15 protein-coding genes and 1 pseudogene are annotated in these 17373 nt (G+C 66.8%); 9 read left to right on the top strand and 7 right to left on the bottom strand.

The window, feature by feature from the left end:
* Positions 1 to 4 precede the first annotated feature (4 nt).
* The 5 genes from Q1A87_RS18300 to Q1A87_RS18280 are packed head-to-tail and all read right to left on the bottom strand — an operon-like array spanning position 5 to position 6448.
* Positions 5 to 1672, bottom strand: a complete 1668-nt coding sequence (locus tag Q1A87_RS18300; RefSeq protein WP_299654663.1) for a formate--tetrahydrofolate ligase — start codon at positions 1670 to 1672, stop codon at positions 5 to 7.
* A gap of 27 nt (positions 1673 to 1699) precedes the next feature.
* Complete coding sequence (locus Q1A87_RS18295) at positions 1700 to 2629, bottom strand: methionyl-tRNA formyltransferase (protein WP_299654660.1); 930 nt, start codon at positions 2627 to 2629, stop codon at positions 1700 to 1702.
* Positions 2626 to 3900: a formyl-CoA transferase gene (frc, locus tag Q1A87_RS18290; protein ID WP_299654657.1), complete on the bottom strand. Its 1275-nt coding sequence runs from the start codon at positions 3898 to 3900 to the stop codon at positions 2626 to 2628. Before frc ends, Q1A87_RS18295 begins: the two co-directional genes overlap by 4 nt.
* Positions 3901 to 3926: 26 nt before the next feature.
* A complete protein-coding gene (gene oxc / locus Q1A87_RS18285; protein WP_299654654.1) occupies positions 3927 to 5705 on the bottom strand; it encodes an oxalyl-CoA decarboxylase in 1779 nt (592 codons plus the stop codon).
* 26 nt (positions 5706 to 5731) lie between these two features.
* Positions 5732 to 6448, bottom strand: coding sequence for a GntR family transcriptional regulator (locus Q1A87_RS18280; protein WP_299654651.1), 717 nt, complete (start codon positions 6446 to 6448; stop codon positions 5732 to 5734).
* A gap of 194 nt (positions 6449 to 6642) precedes the next feature.
* Here Q1A87_RS18280 and Q1A87_RS18275 point away from each other — a divergent pair, with 194 nt between their 5' ends.
* The 4 genes from Q1A87_RS18275 to Q1A87_RS18260 all read left to right on the top strand — a co-directional run bounded on the left by Q1A87_RS18275 (position 6643) and on the right by Q1A87_RS18260 (position 10692).
* Positions 6643 to 7185 carry a hydrolase gene (locus Q1A87_RS18275; protein WP_299654648.1) on the top strand — a complete coding sequence of 181 codons (543 nt, stop codon included), beginning with the start codon at positions 6643 to 6645 and terminating at the stop codon, positions 7183 to 7185.
* Between the two features lie 22 nt (positions 7186 to 7207).
* Complete coding sequence (gene sucC, locus Q1A87_RS18270; RefSeq protein WP_299654645.1) at positions 7208 to 8401, top strand: ADP-forming succinate--CoA ligase subunit beta; 1194 nt, start codon at positions 7208 to 7210, stop codon at positions 8399 to 8401.
* A gap of 4 nt (positions 8402 to 8405) precedes the next feature.
* Positions 8406 to 9314 carry a succinate--CoA ligase subunit alpha gene (gene sucD, locus Q1A87_RS18265; RefSeq protein ID WP_299654641.1) on the top strand — a complete coding sequence of 303 codons (909 nt, stop codon included), beginning with the start codon at positions 8406 to 8408 and terminating at the stop codon, positions 9312 to 9314.
* 325 nt (positions 9315 to 9639) lie between these two features.
* Positions 9640 to 10692 (top strand): 2-dehydropantoate 2-reductase N-terminal domain-containing protein, encoded by a 1053-nt coding sequence (locus Q1A87_RS18260; RefSeq protein WP_299654638.1) that lies wholly within the window; start codon positions 9640 to 9642, stop codon positions 10690 to 10692.
* Between the two features lie 181 nt (positions 10693 to 10873).
* Here the strand turns inward: Q1A87_RS18260 and bhcR are convergent, their stop codons facing one another.
* Positions 10874 to 11713: an HTH-type transcriptional regulator BhcR gene (gene bhcR / locus Q1A87_RS18255; RefSeq protein ID WP_299654635.1), complete on the bottom strand. Its 840-nt coding sequence runs from the start codon at positions 11711 to 11713 to the stop codon at positions 10874 to 10876.
* A 162-nt stretch (positions 11714 to 11875) separates the two neighbouring features.
* Between bhcR and bhcA the strand changes: the two genes are divergently transcribed.
* The 5 genes and pseudogenes from bhcA to Q1A87_RS18230 form a co-directional block, all read left to right on the top strand.
* Positions 11876 to 13063 carry an L-aspartate--glyoxylate aminotransferase BhcA gene (gene bhcA, locus Q1A87_RS18250; RefSeq protein ID WP_299654632.1) on the top strand — a complete coding sequence of 396 codons (1188 nt, stop codon included), beginning with the start codon at positions 11876 to 11878 and terminating at the stop codon, positions 13061 to 13063.
* A complete protein-coding gene (gene bhcB, locus Q1A87_RS18245; RefSeq protein ID WP_299654629.1) occupies positions 13060 to 14046 on the top strand; it encodes a beta-hydroxyaspartate dehydratase BhcB in 987 nt (328 codons plus the stop codon). Before bhcA ends, bhcB begins: the two co-directional genes overlap by 4 nt.
* Before the next feature lie 12 nt (positions 14047 to 14058).
* Complete coding sequence (gene bhcC, locus Q1A87_RS18240; protein ID WP_299654626.1) at positions 14059 to 15219, top strand: 3-hydroxy-D-aspartate aldolase BhcC; 1161 nt, start codon at positions 14059 to 14061, stop codon at positions 15217 to 15219.
* A gap of 111 nt (positions 15220 to 15330) precedes the next feature.
* Positions 15331 to 16302: an iminosuccinate reductase BhcD gene (gene bhcD, locus Q1A87_RS18235; protein ID WP_299654623.1), complete on the top strand. Its 972-nt coding sequence runs from the start codon at positions 15331 to 15333 to the stop codon at positions 16300 to 16302.
* Between the two features lie 240 nt (positions 16303 to 16542).
* A pseudogene (locus Q1A87_RS18230) lies at positions 16543 to 17030 on the top strand (transposase); the annotation flags it as partial.
* Positions 17031 to 17063: 33 nt separating this feature from the next.
* On the opposite strand, the gene Q1A87_RS18225 reads toward Q1A87_RS18230, so the two are convergent.
* Positions 17064 to 17373 (bottom strand): integrase core domain-containing protein (locus Q1A87_RS18225; protein ID WP_299654620.1); only part of this gene is annotated, 310 nt, incomplete at its 5' end.

The following is a 17373-nucleotide window of genomic DNA, read 5'->3' as shown; positions in this document are numbered from 1 at the left end:
TCCTTCAGAACAGGCCGTCGATCAGACCGTCGTCGTTGATCATGATCTTCTCGGCCGAGGGCGTGCGCGGCAGACCGGGCATCGTCATGATCTCGCCGCAGACGACGACCACGAAGCCCGCGCCGGCCGAAAGGCGAACCTCGCGGATCGGCAGGTCGTGGCCGGTCGGCGCGCCGCGAAGGTTCGGGTCGGTCGAGAAGGAATACTGGGTCTTGGCCATGCAGACCGGAAGATTGCCGTAGCCCTGCGCTTCCCATTCCTTGAGCTGGTTGCGGATCTTGGTGTCGGCCACCACGTCGTCGGCGCGGTAGATCTCCTTGGCGATCGTCTCGATCTTCTGGAACAGGCCCATCTCGTCGGGATAGAGCGGCTTGTAGTCCGCGACCCCGCTTTCGCACAGCTCCACCACCTTGCGCGCGGTCTCCTCGATCCCCTTGCCGCCATCGGCCCAGTGGGTGTTGAGGATCGCCTCGGTGCCCTTCTCGGCGCAGTAATCCTTGATCGCCTGCACTTCGGCGTCGGTGTCGGTGACGAAGTGGTTGATGCCCACGACCAGCGGCACGCCGAACTTCTGCAGGTTCTCGATATGCCGGCCGAGATTGGCGCAGCCCTTCTTCACGGCCTCGACGTTCTCGGTGCCCAGGTCGTCCTTCTTGACGCCGCCGTTCATCTTCATCGCGCGGATCGTGGCGACGAGGACCACCGCCGAGGGGCGCAGGCCCGCCTTGCGGCACTTGATGTCGAAGAACTTCTCCGCGCCGAGATCGGCGCCGAAGCCCGCTTCGGTCACCACGTAGTCGGCGAGCTTCAGGGCCGTCGTCGTCGCCACGACCGAGTTGCAGCCATGCGCGATGTTGGCGAACGGGCCGCCATGCACGAAGGCCGGGTTGTTCTCCAGCGTCTGCACCAGGTTCGGCTGCATCGCGTCCTTGAGAAGGACGGTCATCGCGCCGTCCGCCTTGATGTCGCGGCAATAGACCGGCGAACGGTCGCGCCGGTAGCCGACGATGATGTCGCCCAGCCGTTTCTCGAGATCGGCGAGGTCGCTGGCGAGGCAGAGGATCGCCATCACCTCGGACGCGACGGTGATGTCGAAGCCGGCCTCGCGCGGGAAGCCGTTGGAGACGCCGCCGAGGTTGCAGACGATCTGCCGCAGCGCCCGGTCGTTCATGTCCAGCACCCGCCGGAGCGCGATGCGGCGGATGTCGATCTCCAGCTCGTTGCCCCAGTAGATATGGTTGTCGAGCATCGCGGCGAGCAGGTTGTGCGCGCTCGTGATGGCGTGGAAGTCGCCGGTGAAATGGAGGTTCATGTCCTCCATCGGCACGACCTGCGCGTAGCCGCCGCCGGCCGCGCCGCCCTTCATGCCGAAGTTCGGCCCGAGCGACGCCTCGCGGATGCAGATCGCGGCCTTCTTGCCGATCGCGTTCAGCCCGTCGCCGAGCCCGACCGTGGTCGTGGTCTTGCCCTCACCCGCCGGGGTGGGGTTGATCGCGGTCACGAGGACCAGATGCCCGTTCTCGCGATCGCCGAGCGACTGGATGAAGGCTTCGGAGACCTTCGCCTTGTCGTGCCCGAAGGGCAGCAGGTGCTCGGTCGGGATGTCCAGCTTGGCGCCGATCTCCTGGATCGGTTTCTTGTCGGCTTTGCGGGCGATTTCAATGTCTGACACGATGGAGTTACCTAGCTTCGCTTTGTTTCAGGAACCGAGCGGATCGCCGGCCGAGAGGCCGGCCGAAGCCGCCCATTCGGTCGCCGAGACCTTGCCGCCGCCGGCGGGTCGTACCCGTTTGACCAGGACGCGGCCGCCGATGCACTGGACCGACAGTCCCTCGTCCGTGATCTCGATGATCTTGCCCGACACCCCGTCGCCGGGCAGGCGGGCGGCGTCGAAGATCTGGACCTCCTCGCCGTTCAGGGTGGTCCAGGCACCGGGCGAGGGATTGGTGCCGCGGATCAGGTCGTAGACCTGCTTGACGGGCTTGTTCCAGTCGATCCGCGCGTGCTTCTTGGTGCAGCGCCGCTCGTAGGTCGCGCGGGCCTCGTCCTGCTCCTTGTGGGGCGGGTTGCCGGACCGGTACAGGTCGACGACCTCCAGCGCGGAATCGACGGCGGCGGGATAGATCTTCTTGAAGTAGAGATCGATCACCGTGTCGTCGGGCTCGATCGGGCAGGTCCAGTCCATCAGGACGTCGCCCTCGTCGAGGCCGTCGCTCGGATAGAACCAGCAGAACCCGCTCTCGGTGCTGCCCATGATGATCGGCCAGTTCACTGCCGAGGGGCCGCGATGCAGCGGCAGCAGCGAGGGATGGAAGCAGGTCGAGCCCAACCGCGGCGTGTCCCGCGCCGCCTCGGGCACGAAGACGTTGACGAAGGCCATCAGCATCAGGTCCGCGTTCAGCTCGGCCAGCTGATCGATGTCGGCCTGATCCTTGAAATGGGCCGGCTGGTAGACCGGCAGGCCCTTCTCGATCGCCAGTTCCTTGATCGGATCGACCGGCTTTCCCTCGCGATCGGGTTCGCAATAGACCGCGACCACCTCGTCCTGGCCGTGATCCAGCAGCTTTGCCAGCACGTCCTTGCCGAAGGCCTGCTGACCCATGACGATCAGGCGCATGCGCTTGCTCATTCCGCCGCCACCTTCTCGGTATCGCCGACCGCGCCGGAGGCGACGACCCGCTTGAGCTCATCGCCGGAATAACCCAGCACCTGGCTCAGGATCTCCACCGTGTGCTCGCCCAGAAGCGGCGAGCGCGTCACTTCGACGGGGCTGTCGGACATCTTGATCGGGCAACCGACCGTCAGGTACTTGCCGCGCTCGGGATGATCGACCTCGACGATGGTGCCGGTCTTGCGCAGTCCCTCGTCCTCGGCGATCTCCTTCATCGACAGGATCGGGCCGACGGGAATGTCGTGGGGATTGCAGATCTCCATGACCTCGAACTTGGTCTTGGTCATCGTCCAGTCCTCGATCGTGCCGAAGATCTGGTTCAGGCGCGGCAGCCGCGCCTTGGGCGTCGCGAAATCCGGATCGGTCTTCCACTCGGGCTTGCCGATCACGTCGCAGATCTTCTCCCAGACGGCGGCCTGGGTGATGAAGTAGGTGTAGGCGTTGGGATCGGTCTCCCAGCCCTTGCACTTGAGGATCCGCCCGGGCTGGCCACCGCCCGAGTCGTTGCCGGCGCGCGGTGTCGCGTCGCCGAACTCGATGCCCTCGCCGTACTGGGAATATTCGGTGAGCGGGCCGGTCTCGAGCCGCTGCTGGTCGCGCAGCTTGACGCGGCAGAGGTTGATTACCCCGTCCTGCATCGGCGCCAGCACCTTCTGGCCCTTACCGGTCTTTTCGCGCTGGAAGAGCGCGGCCAGGATGCCGAGCGCGAGATGCAGCCCGGTGCCCGAGTCGCCGATCTGCGCGCCGGTCACCACCGGCGGGCCGTCGAGGAATCCGGTGGTCGAGGCCGAGCCGCCCGCGCATTGCGCGACGTTCTCGTAGACCTTGCAATCCTCGTACTTGCCGGGACCGAAGCCCTTGACCGACGCGACGATGATGCGCGGATTGATCTTCTGGATGTTCTCCCAGGAGAAACCCATCCGGTCCAGCGCGCCCGGCGCGAAGTTCTCCACCAGGACGTCGCAGGTCTCGATCAGCTTGGTCAGGACCTCCTTCCCGATCTCGTTCTTGGAGTTGATCTCGATCGAGCGCTTGTTGTGGTTCAGCATCGTGAAATAGAGGCTGTCCGCGCCGGGCTTGTCGATGAGCTGCTTGCGCGTCGCGTCGCCCACGCCCGGCCGCTCCACCTTGATCACGTCGGCGCCGAACCAGGCCAGCAGCTGCGTGCAGGTCGGTCCCGACTGGACGTGGGTGAAATCGAGGACCTTTACGCCTTCAAGAGCTTTCATTGCAGATTTCCTCCGTTCGTCCGCATTCACGCGGCTCCGATCTTGGCCTGCTCGCGCATCTTCGCGACCACGGATTGCGGGTTGAGGCTGCCGATGTTGCCGCTTTCCTTGCCGGCCTTCGGGTCGATCACCGCGTTGATGAGCGTGGGCCGGCCCGAGGACAGCGCCTCCTCCACCGCACGGCCGAGCTCGTCCGGGGTGGTGGCGTGGACGCCGTGGCCGCCGAAGGCCTCCATCATCCGGTCGTAGCGCGCATCGGGCACGAACACGGTCGGCGCCGGATCGGACCCGCCCGACTTGTTCACGTCGTCGCCGCGGTAGATTCCGTTGTTGTTCATGACGACGATGCAGATCGGCAGGTTGTATCGGCAGATCGTCTCCACCTCCATGCCGCAGAAGCCGAAGGCACTGTCGCCCTCGACCGCGAGGACGGGGCAGCCGGTCTCCACCGCCGCGGCGATGGCGTTGCCCATGCCGACGCCCATGATGCCCCAGGTGCCCACGTCGATCCGCTTGCGCGGCTTGTGGATGTCGACGATCGAGCGCGTCATGTCGAGCGCGTTGGCGCCCTCGTTCGCCAGGATCGTGTCCGGACGGTCGGCGATGGCCTTCTTCAGGACGCCAAGCGCGGCGTAGTAGTTCATCGGGTTCGAGTTGTTCCGAAGCTGCGAGGACATCTTCTCGACGTTGCCCTTCACCTTCGTGCTGACCCCGCCGGTCCAGTCCTCGGACGGCTTCTGCCAGTCGTCGCCGATCGCATCGAGCAGCGCGGTGCAGCACGACTCGATGTCACCGACGAGCGGTGCCGCGATCGGCTGGTTCGAGTCGATCTCCTTGGGCTCGATGTCGATCTGGACGAAGGTCTTGGACCCCGGCTCGCCCCATTGCTTGCCCTTGCCGTGGCCGAGCAGCCAGTTGAGCCGCGCGCCGATCAGGAAGACGCAATCCGCCTCCTTCAGCACCATCGAGCGCGCCGCCGAGGCGCAGAGGGGATGGGTGTCGGGCAGCAGCCCCTTGGCCATCGACATCGGCAGGTACGGGAAGCCCAGGGTCTCGACCAGGCGCTTCACGGTCTCGTCCGCCTGCGCGTAGGCCGCGCCCTTGCCGAGGATGATGAGCGGCTTCTTGGCGCCCTGCAGCACCTCGACCGCGCGGGCCACGGCGTCGGGGCCGGGGAAATGCGCCGGGGCCGGATCGACGACCTTGATGAGCGACGCGGCGCCCTCGGCCTCGTCCATGACCTGGCCCAGGAGCGCGCCCGGAATGTCGAGATAGACGCCGCCCGGCCGTCCGGTCAGCGCCGAGCGGATCGCGCGGGCGACGCCCACGCCGATGTCGCGGGCGTGCAGGATGCGGTAGGCCGCCTTGCAATGCGGCCGCGCGATGGCGAGCTGGTCCATCTCCTCGTAATCGCCCTGCTGGAGGTCGACGACCTCGCGCTCCGACGAGCCCGAGATGAGGATCATCGGCCAGCAATTCGTGGTCGCGTGCGCGAGGGCCGTCAATCCGTTCAGGAAGCCGGGTGCCGAGACGGTCATGCAGATGCCGGGCTTCTTCGTCAGGAACCCGGCGGCGGCGGCGGCGTAGCCCGCGCTCTGCTCGTGGCGGAAGGACAGGACGCGGAGGCCCTCGGCCTGCGCGTAGCGGCCCAGATCGGTGATCGGAATGCCCGGAACGTTGTAGATCGTCTCGACGCCGTTCAGCTTCAGCGCGTCGATCAGGAGGTGGAAGCCGTCCGTCAGGTCACGCGATGCGGGATCCGTCGACTCCGCATCTAGGGTGGCTGCCGTGTCGGATGGGGTCATATGGGTCCTCGTATTCCTCGTTTGGCTCAGACTGCGGCGTCTTTCGAGGCGCCCAGCGTCTCGATCCGCGTCCAAGTCTTGCTGATATGATTGTACAGCCGCATCGTGTGCTCACGCACGCGGCACGCGGCCAGATCGGCATCCCGTGCCGACAGGGCCTCGATGATCTCCATGTGGTCGACGACCGACCGGTACGCCCGGTCGCTCTCGCCCATCGCGCGGCGCCGGATCGCCTGCATGTGCACGAGCAATCCCTCGGCGGTGGTCCGCAGCAGCTCGCACCCGGACAGTTCGAGGACCATCAGGTGAAAGCGGATGTTGGCGTCGGAATATTCCTCGAGATCCGCGCGGGCGGCGTCGTCGCTGTGCTTCATGGCGAACTTGCGCAGCTGCTTGAACTGGGCGTCGGTCGCCACCTCGGTCGCCAGGCGCGCGGCCATGCTCTCCAGCGCCGCCCAGGTCACGACGATCTCCAGGATCTCCTTGCGGGTCTTGCGCCGCACGAAGGCGCCCTTGCGGGGCACGATCTCCACCAGCCCCTCCTGGGAGAGCCGCGCCAGCGCCTCGCGGATCGGGGTCCGCGAGACCGCCAGCCGCTCGGCCAGTCGCCGCTCGTCCAGGCGCAGATCGGCGTCCGGCGCGTAGATGTCCATGTCGAGGATGGCGGTGCGCAGCACGCCGAAGATGTGATCCTTCAGCGTGTAGCTCTCGGAAATAGGGCTGAGCATTTCGCCAATCAGCACCGGCTTCGTCCCCCCAGGATCGCGGACGGGTCCCTCCCGGACCAGTATTCCCGCTCTCCGTATTTGGTATACCTCACACCAATTATGCCGTCCGTCAATTCCTTTTCAAAATCTTTACGGCGCCCCACAAAGGCATTGACAGACCGCAGGCTGGTATACCTAATACCGATAATATTCAGGGGGGAACGAGTGACGTGCTGATCCGGGCGCAAGATTCGGCGCTGATCGTCATCGACATGCAGGAACGCCTGGTGCCCGCGATGCAGGCGCCCGCCCGGACGATTCGCAATACCCGCACCCTGCTCCAGGCCGCCGCCAAGACCGGCGTTCCGGCCCTGCTCACCGAACAATATCCCCAGGGGCTCGGCCATACGGTCGCCGAGGTGGCGCGAGTCGCGGGCGACGCACCGATTCTGCCGAAGATGCACTTCTCCTGCATGGAGGAGCCCGGCTTCGCCGCGGCGTTCCGTGCCCTGGACCGCTCGCAGGCGATCCTGGTCGGGATGGAAGCGCATATCTGCGTCGTGCAGACCGCGGCCAGCCTGGTCGAGGAAGGCTTCGAGGTCTTCGTGGTCTCCGATGCCACCGCGTCTCGCACGATCGAGAGCGAGGCGGCCTGCCTCGCGCGGCTCGGTGCGGGGGGCGTCAACATCGTCACGACCGAGATGGTCGTCTTCGAATGGCTGGGACGGGCCGGGACGGAAGCGTTCAAGGAAATGCTGCCGCTGATCAAGTGAGGCACGCGCGAGGGAGGCGTCAATGAATATCCACGAACATCAGGCCAAGGAGGTCCTGAAGGGCTTCGGCGCCCTGGTCGCGGAGGGGGTCGTGGTCACCGATCCGGACAAGGCCGAGGCCGCCATCGGCGCGCTGCCGGGCCCGGTCTGGGTCGTCAAGAGCCAGATCCATGCCGGCGGCCGCGGCAAGGGCCGCTTCAAGGAGTTGGGCGACGACGCCAAGGGCGGCGTGCGCGTCTCGTTCTCGGCCGAGGAAGCGCTGTCGAACGTGCGCGAGATGCTCGGCAAGACGCTCGTGACCAAGCAGACCGGACCCGCCGGCAAGCAGGTCAACCGTCTCTATGTCGAGGCGGGCGCGGATATCGACCGGGAGCTGTACCTGTCGATCCTCGTCGATCGCGAGACCGGCCGGACCTCGTTCGTCGCCTCCACCGAGGGCGGCATGGACATCGAGACCGTCGCCGAGGAGACACCGGACCGGATCCACACGATCGCCGTCGCGCCCTCGGCGGGCTGCACGCCGGCCGATGCCGAGAAGATCGCCGACGCCCTGCAGCTGACCGATGCCGCCCGCACGCAGGGGATCGAGCTCTTCCAGGCGCTCTACGAGGCGTTCGTGTCGAAGGACATGAGCCTGCTCGAGATCAATCCGCTGATCGTCACCAAGTCCAACGACGTCCAGGTCCTCGACGCGAAGGTGTCGTTCGACGGCAACGCCCTGTTCCGCCATCCCGACATCGTCGAATACCGCGACGAGACCGAGGAGGACGCGAAGGAGATCGAGGCGTCCAAGCACGACCTGGCCTACATCGCGCTCGACGGCGAGATCGGCTGCATGGTCAATGGCGCCGGCCTCGCGATGGCGACGATGGACATCATCAAGCTCTACGGGGCGGAGCCCGCGAACTTTCTCGACGTGGGCGGCGGCGCCACGAAGGAGAAGGTGACCGAGGCGTTCAAGATCATCACCTCGGACCCGAACGTGAAGGGCATCCTCGTCAACATCTTCGGCGGCATCATGCGCTGCGACGTGATCGCCGAGGGCGTGATCGCCGCGGTGAAGGAGGTCGGGTTGCAGGTGCCGCTCGTCGTCCGGCTCGAGGGAACGAAGGTCAAGGAGGGCAAGGCGATCATCAACGAGAGCGATCTGAACGTGATCGCGGCGGACGATCTCGACGACGCCGCGCAGAAGATCGTCAACGCGGTGCGGGGGTAACGCCATGTCCATTCTGATCGACAAGAACACCCGGATCATCGTCCAGGGCCTGACCGGCAAGACCGGCACCTTCCACACCGAGCAGGCGCTGGCCTATCACGGCACGCAGATGGTCGCGGGCACGCATCCCAAGAAGGGCGGCACCGACTGGACCGGCGCGAACGGCGAGACCCTGCCGATCTATGCCAGCGTGGCCGAGGCCAAGGACGCCACCGGCGCCACGGCCAGCGTCATCTACGTGCCGCCCGCCGGCGCCGCCGCCGCGATCGAGGAGGCGATCGACGCGGGCATCGAGCTCATCACCTGCATCACCGAGGGCGTTCCGGTCCAGGACATGGTGCGCGTCAAAGAGAAGCTCGACGCCTCGTCCAGCCGGCTTATCGGGCCGAACTGCCCGGGCCTCATGACGCCCGACGAATGCAAGATCGGGATCATGCCGGGGGCCATCTTCAAGAAGGGCTCGGTCGGCGTCCTGTCGCGCTCGGGCACGCTGACCTACGAGGCGGTCTACCAGACCACCCAGGCGGGCCTCGGCCAGTCCTCCGCGGTGGGCATCGGCGGCGACCCGGTCAAGGGAACGGAGTTCATCGACATCCTAGAGCTGTTCCTAGCCGACCCGGAGACCCAGTCGATCATCATGATCGGCGAGATCGGCGGCTCCGCCGAGGAGGACGCCACCCAGTTCCTGAAGGACGAGGCCAAGAAGGGTCGTTCCAAGCCGACGGTCGGCTTCATCGCCGGCCGCACGGCGCCGCCGGGGCGGACGATGGGACATGCGGGGGCCGTCATCTCGGGCGGGAAAGGCGGCGCGGAGGACAAGATCGAGGCCATGCGGTCGGCCGGGATCCAGGTCTCGCCTTCGCCGGCGAAACTCGGCGAGACCCTGGTCGAACTTCTTGGACGCGCCTCCTAGCATCCTCCGACCGGCCGGGCGCCGATCCGCGCCCGGCGTCCTGCGCCATCGGTCCCCGGCCGCCCGTGCGCCGGCATCCGGTGCGGGGTGACGTCGCGCCACGTCGCGACCGAACGACGGCCGCCCCCGGCGGCCGGCGAATGCAGAGCAAAGCCCCCCGTGAAGGCGTCTTCCGTCAGTGCTTCAGGACTGGAGGCAGCTCTGCCGTCACTGCCTGTGAGGATGCTTCCAGCCCAGCCTCCTCGCCGCGTTGCAGCATTTTTTTCTTGACCAGAGAGACACTAAGTTTCATGGAAGAGCCCGGAACGAGAAAGAAAGTTACTCTATGACTTACAAGGTCCTGATCCTGGGTGCCTCCTACGGCTCGCTTCTCGGCACCAAGCTGGCGGCGGCAGGCCATCACGTCACGCTCGTCTGCCGGGCCGAAACCGCGGCGCTGATCAATTCCCGCGGGACGGAGGTACGCATCAAGCTGCGCGACGAGGACACCCATCGCAGCTTCCATTCCGGCGCACTGGCCGGAACCGTCGATGCGGTGACACCCGGGGATGCGCGACCCCAGGATTACGACCTGGTCTGCCTCGCCATGCAGGAGCCGCAATACGCGCATCCCGTCCTGACGGACCTGCTCTCCCGCATCGCCGCGGCACGGATCGCCTGCATGTCGATCATGAACATGCCGCCCCTGCCCTACATGCACCGCATACCCGGGCTCGATTGTTCGGAGTTGAGGAAGGCCTATACCAATCCCTCCGACTGGGACGGCTTCGAGCCCGCCCTGATGACGCTCTGCTCCCCCGATCCCCAGGCCTACCGGCCCCCCGACGAGGCGCCGAACGTCCTCCATGTCGGGCTTCCGACCAACTTCAAGGTGTCGAAGTTCGACGACCCCAAGCTCGATGCCATGCTCGAGACGTTCCAGGACGAGATCAATGCCTACCGGGTGGACGGCAAGGAGGTTCCGGTCAAGTTCCGCGTCTTCGACTCGCCCTTCGTTCCGTTCGCGAAATGGGCGATGCTGGCCGCGGGCAATTACCGCTGCATCACGCCGGACGGCCCGCGGTCGATCCGCGAGGCGGTCCACGACGACGCGAAGACGTCGCGGGAGGTCTACGAGTTCGTGACGGACCTCGTCATGCGGCTGGGCGCGGAGGCGGACGACATGGTTCCGTTCGAGAAATACGCCAAGGCCGCGGAGCATCTGCGCGCGCCTTCCTCCGCGGCACGCGCGGTCTTCTCCGCGACCGCCAGGATCGAGCGCGTCGACAAGCTGATCGAGATGATCGCCCGCCAGCTCGGCACCTCGCATCCCGAGATCAGCCGGATCGTCCGGATCATCGACGAGAAGCTCGCCGTCAACGAAGCGGTCGCCGGGTAGGACGCGCCCCGGCCGGCGCGCCTGCCGGGCCGGCGGGCGTCCGGCCTCTTGCAGCTCGGACCGGCCTGCGGAACCTCGGCCCCTGGCCGAATGGCGACCGCTCCGGTTCCCTCCTTCCAGCCTCGGCCTGGCGTGCGCCGACGGTATGGTTCGCGCGAACGGGCGCGCCCCGGAAAGGACGTCAATCGACGCGCGACGTCGCGGGCCGCGCGCCGAGGCGTTCGGACAGGGCTGCGGCGGACGCGATGACCTTCGCGGCCAATGCCACGACCCGGTCGCTCGTGATGCGGCTCGTGGGACCCGAGATCGACAGGCCGGCGACGACCTCGCCGTGCAGGTTGCGCACGGGCGCGGCGATGCAGCGCATGCCCGCGTTTCGCTCCTCGTCGTCGACCGCGTAGCCATGCGTCTCGATCCGCGCGAGCTCGGCCGCCAGGGCACGGGTCTCGGACAGCGTGTTCGCGGTATAGCTGGGCAGGGACGCCGGAAGCAGGCCGGTTCGCAGATCGGACGGCATCGCCGCCAGAAGCACCTTGCCGATGCCCGATGCGTGAAGGTCGGCGCGCGTTCCGGGCGGAAAGAAGGCGCGGATGGGGGCGTGGGTCTCGATCTGGCTGACGAACAGGACCTCGCCCTCGCGATGGATTCCGAGATTGGCCGTCTCCCCCGTGGCCTCCATCAGATCGCGCATCGGCTCCTGCGCCCGGGCGATGAGCGAGGTCCGGCGCAGGAACGCGGAGCCGATCTGGAACGCGCCGGGGCCGACATGCCAGGTCTGGTCGGACGGCTCCAGCTCGACGATCCCGTGCGCCTGCAGCGTGACGAGGATGCGATACACGCTCGCCGCCGGATCGCCCGTCGTGTCCGCCAGCCGCGAGAGGGTCGCCTCCTCCAGCCGGGAGAGGCCGGCGAGGACGCGCATGGCCCGGTCAAGGGTCCTGATCGTGTTCTGGTTGGACTTGTCGACGAAGGCGCGCGGTCGCCCCCTCGGACGGACGGATCCGGTCTTCGGTTCTTTCATGAGAATTTCCCAGTGCTTGCCGCTGCGATTAATGAAAAACGCAACCTTCTGTATTGAATACCTATAATCCCGATCTGGCAATTATGAAATAGATTTTCAGAAAAATAGCTTAATGGATGCGGCCGGGTTAATGGTATCGCGAACCGCGTCCAGGAGGCTGCCATGAGCGCTCAGAATCCCGTCTTCATCCCCGGTCCGACCAACATGCCCGAGGCGTTGCGGCTGGCCTGTCATATCCCCACGATGGACCACCGCTCGCCGGCCTTCGCCGATATCCTCCATCCCTGCCTCAAGGGCGTGCGCGATGTCCTGAAGTCCAAAGACGCGAAGATCTTCCTCTATCCGGCGACCGGCACGGGCGGCTGGGAAGTGGCGCTCAGCAACACGCTGAGCCCCGGCGACAAGGTCCTGGCGGGGCGCAACGGCATGTTCAGCGACCGCTGGATCGACATGTGCCGCAGGCACGGGCTGGACGTCCAGGTCATCGAGGTGCCGTGGGGCGCGGGCATGCCGGTCGACGGCTTCGAGGAAGCGCTGCGCGCGGACAAGGATCACGCCATCAAGGCGGTCCTGGCCACGCATAACGAGACGGCGACCGGCGTGACGTCGGACATCGCGGGCGTGCGCCGGGCGATCGACGCCGCCGGGCATCCGGCGCTCTTTCTGGTGGACGGGGTGAGCTCCATCGGGTCGATCGACTTCCGGTTCGACGACTGGGGCGTGGACATCGCGGTCACCGGCTCGCAGAAGGGGTTCATGCTGCCCGCCGGGCTGGCGATCCTCGGCTTCTCCGAGAAGGCGCTCCGGGCGGCGGAGTCCGCGGCACTGCCCCGGACCTATTTCGACATCAGGGACATGATAAAGGGATATGCCAACAACTCGTTTCCCTATACCCCGCCGGTCGGCCTGATGAACGCGCTGAAGCTGTCCTGCGAGATGCTTCTGTCGGAGGGACTCGAGAACGTGTTCGCCCGCCATCACCGGATCGCCGAAGGCGTCCGCAGCGCCGTCGGCGCCTGGGGGATGGAGCTCTGCGCCAAGTCGCCGGATCTTCATTCCGACACGGTCTCGGCCATCCGAACGCCGCAGGGCTTCAACGCCACCGACGTCGTGACGGTCGCCGCGCGCGATTACGGCATGGCCTTCGGCGTCGGGCTCGGGGACGTCGCGGGCAAGGTGTTCCGGATCGGGCATCTGGGCTCGCTCACCGACGCGATGATGCTGTCGGGGCTGGGTGTGGCCGAGATGGTGATGGTCGATCTGGGCCTGCCGGTGAAGCTCGGCTCGGGCGTCGCCGCGGCGCAGGAGACCTACCGTCACGGGCGCGACGCGAAGCGGGCGGCGGCATGAAGGATACCGACACGCTCGACATCCCGACCTTCGACGACGTGATCGCGGCGCACGAGCGGATCGCGCCCTACATCCACCGCACGCCGGTGCTGACCTCGTCCTTTTTGAACGCGCGCGCCGGCTGCGAGATGTTCTTCAAGTGCGAGAACTTCCAGAAGGCCGGCGCCTTCAAGGTGCGGGGCGCCTCGAACGCGGTGTTCGGGCTTTCGGACGCGCTGGCGGAGCGGGGCGTCGCCACCCATTCGTCGGGCAACCACGCGCTGTCGCTCAGCTACGCGGCGGGGCGGCGGGGCATCCCGTGCCACGTGGTCATGCCGCACACGGCGCCGGAGGCCAAGAAGGACGCCGTGCGCGGCTATGGCGGCATCATCACCGAATGCGAGCCCTCCACCTCGTCGCGCGAGGAGGTCTTCGCGAAGGTGCAGGCCGAGACCGGCGCCGATTTCGTGCATCCCTACAACGACCCGCGCGTGATCGCGGGTCAGGGGACATGCGCGCGCGAGATGATGGCGCAGATGGACGAGGCGCATGGCGGCCCGCTCGACATGATCGTCGCGCCGATCGGCGGCGGCGGCATGATCTCGGGCACCTGCCTGACGCTGTCGCATATCGCGCCGGAGGTGAAGATCATCGCGGCCGAGCCGGAACAGGCCGACGACGCGGCGCGTTCCTTCCGAGCCGGGCACATCATCGCCGACGACGCGCCGAACACGGTCGCGGACGGGTTGAAGGTGCCGCTGAAGGACCTGACCTGGCATTTCGTGTCGAACCACGTGACCGACATCCTGACCGCGTCCGAGGACGAGATCGTCGACGCGATGCGCCTGACCTGGCAGCGGATGAAGATCGTGATGGAGCCGTCCTGCGCCGTCCCGCTGGCCGTGATCCTGAAGAACCCGGACGTCTTCGCGGGCAAGCGCGTGGGCGTCGTCATCACCGGCGGCAACGTCGACCTGGGCAAGCTGCCCTGGATGCAGAGCTAAAGGAACCGAGACATGAAAGACCTGAACTACGACAATCTCGAAGTCGGCTACGACGTCCCCGCCGTACCGGGCATGGACGAGGCCGACATCCAGACGCCCTGCCTCGTCCTCGATCTCGACGCGCTGGAGCGCAACGTCCGCAAGATGGGCGATTTCGCGCAGAAGATGGGCGTGCGCCATCGCAGCCACGGCAAGATGCACAAATCCGTCGACGTCCAGCTCCTGCAGCAGGAGATGGGCGGCGCCTGCGGCGTCTGCTGCCAGAAGGTGTCGGAGGCGGAGGTCTTCGCCCGCGGCGGCATCACCGACGTCCTCGTCTCCAACCAGGTGACGGACCCGGCCAAGATCGACCGCCTCGCGCGCCTGCCGAAGCTGGGCGCGCGCACGATCGTCTGCGTCGACGACGTGGCCAACGTGGCCGACCTGTCGGCGGCCGCCGTCCGGCACGGGACCGAGATCGAGTGCCTGATCGAGATCGATTGCGGCGCGGGCCGCTGCGGCGTGCGGACCACCGACGCCGTGCTCGAGATCGCGCGGGCGATCCGCGATGCCGAAGGCCTCCGGTTCTCGGGCCTCCAGGCCTATCAGGGCGCGATGCAGCACCTCGACAGCTACGAGGACCGCCGCGCCAAGATCGACGTGGCCGTCGCGCAGGTGAAGGAGGCCGTGGATGCGCTCGCAGCCGAGGGCATGGAATGCGACATCGTCGGAGGCGGCGGTACCGGCTCCTATTACTTCGAGGGGAAATCGGGCGTCTACAACGAGCTGCAATGCGGCTCCTACGCCTTCATGGACGCCGATTACGGACGCATCCTCGACGAGAACGGCAACCGGATCGACGCGGGCGAATGGGAGAACGCACTGTTCATCCTGACGACCGTGATGAGCCACGCGAAGGCCGACAAGGCGATCTGCGACGCGGGCCTCAAGGCGCAGTCGGTGGATAGCGGCCTGCCCTTCATCTACGGCCGCGACGACGTGAAATACGTCAAGTGCTCCGACGAGCACGGCGTGATCGAGGATGCCAAGGGCGTGCTCAAGGTCAACGAGAAGCTGCGCCTCGTCCCCGGGCATTGCGATCCGACCTGCAACGTCCACGACTGGTACGTGGGCGTGCGCGGCGGGAAGGTCGAAACGCTCTGGCCGGTCTCGGCGCGCGGCAAGGCCTACTGAGACGACCGACAAGCGGAGGCGCCCGGCGGAAGGCCGGGCGAAGCCGTCCGGACGCGGCAGCCCATCTCCGCGGCAGGCGTCCGGACGCCCGAATTCCCGACAGGAGCAGCCATGATCATCGTCCCAGAAGCCGCCATCGCCGACCTCGTCACCCCCGAGGACGCCTTCGCCGCCGTGGAGGCCGTCTTCGCCGCGATGTCGCGTGGCGAGGCCCGCAACTTCCCCGTGGTGCGCGAGGCGCTGCCGGGGCCGGAGGAGGCGCTCTACGGCTTCAAGGGCGGCGTCGACGCCGTGGGTGGCGCGCTCGGGCTGAAGGCGGGCGGCTACTGGCCCCACAACCTGGAGCGCCGGGACCTCATCAACCACCAGTCCACGGTCTTCCTGTTTAACCCCGAGACGGGCAAGCCCACGGCGATGGTGGGGGGCAACCTGCTGACGGCGCTTCGCACCGCGGCCGCCTCGGCCGTCTCCATCGCCCACCTGGCGCGCAAGGACGCGAAGGTGCTCGGCATGATCGGGGCCGGGCACCAGTCGGTCTTCCAGATGCGCGCCGCCGTGAAGCAGCGCGCCTTCGAGAAGGTCGTCGGCTGGAACTACCACCCCGAGATGCTGTCCCGCCTCGCCGACTGCGCCGCCGAGCTGGGCCTGCCCTTCGAGGAAGTCTCGCTGGACGATCTGGGCGCCCGGGCGGACGTGATCATCTCGATCACCTCGTCCACCGCGCCCAGCCTCATGGACGCGCATGTCGCACCCGGCACGCATATCGCCTGCATGGGCACCGACACGAAGGGCAAGCAGGAGGTCGAGGCGAGGCTGCTGGCGCGCGCGACGGTCTTCACCGACGAGGTCGCGCAGTCGATCAGCATCGGCGAGGCGCAGCATGCCGTCGGACAGGGCCTGATCGCGGAGGGCGACGTCGTGGAACTGGGCAAGGTCATCAACGGCGACCATCCCGGCCGCAGCGGTGACGACGAGATCACCCTCTTCGACGGCACCGGCGTCGGCCTGCAGGACCTCGCCGTCGCCTCGGCGGTCGTCGCACGGGCGAAGGAGACGGGTGCCGCGATCGAGGTGGATTTCTGACGATGCAATCGGAAAACACTGAGGACGGATAATTCTGCCCCGGACCTCGCGCGCTGCAGCAAACCCAAGACAGCCGGGATGCTTCAGGCCGTGTGCATTTCCGACATGGCTCCGACCCCGTCCCGGATCCCCCGTCTTTCGAGCGTCTTTCCCACGAGGCTGAGAAGGAAATCGGAACCGTGCGTGGCAAAAGCCAACAGCCTGTTCCGGCGCGAGAGTCCGATGCGGCTCATTGCCATCAGGATCGGCGCGCTCTACAGCGTGGAGCGCGAGACCTCAGGTCGAACGCCGGATCAGCGCCGCGCGGTACGTCAGAAGCTCAGCGCAGCGAAGGTCGCGACGTTCAAAGTCTGGGCGGAGCAGCAACTCGCCCGCATACCCGCAAGGACGACCTCGCTAAGGCCTTCCGCTACGCCCTCAACCGCTGGCCGTCCTTCACCCTGTTCCTCGAAGACGGTCGCGTGGCCATCGACAACAGTCCAGCCGAACGTGCGATGCGCCCAATCGGCGTAGACCGCTGCAACTGGCTCTTCGCCGGGTCCGACACCGGCGGCGAGACGCTCGCCCGCGCCATGACCCTGATTGAGAGCTCCAAGATGAACGCCCTCGATCCGCAGGCCTACCTCGCCGACCTCCTTGACCGCATCCACGACCACAAGGTCAGCCAGCTCGACAAGCTGCTGCCTTGGAACTGGACCGCCGCCGCAGCACAGGACCGCGCCGCCTAAGCCGCGGTTGACCTGCCCCCGTGGGTCCCTCGTTCATGACAAGAGTTTGCGGGTTTGAGATTGGTAGTCTGGGCGGTCGTTCTGGGCAAGCGCGCCGGGCGCGGAGCCCTCGAATTGCTCGAGCGTCCGGTGCACGTCGAGCGGCGCCTGGCTTTCCAGAGACGAGTGCGGTCTGACGGCGTTGTAGTCGTAGCGCCAGAGCGCCAGCTTGCGCCGGGCGTCATCTAGGGTATCGAAGATCTCCTCGTTCAACAGCTCGGTCTTAGGTGCTCTGCCCCCTGAGAACTGGACCGTTTGAAACTGGAGTTTTCCGCTAAGTTTCCCTGGCTGGGAGAGGAGCGGA

It is taken from the genome of uncultured Jannaschia sp. (assembly GCF_947494055.1).
GTDB lineage: Bacteria > Pseudomonadota > Alphaproteobacteria > Rhodobacterales > Rhodobacteraceae > Jannaschia.
The sequence above is the reverse complement of the archived record's forward strand: the minus strand, read 5'-3'. Positions and strand labels throughout refer to the sequence as shown.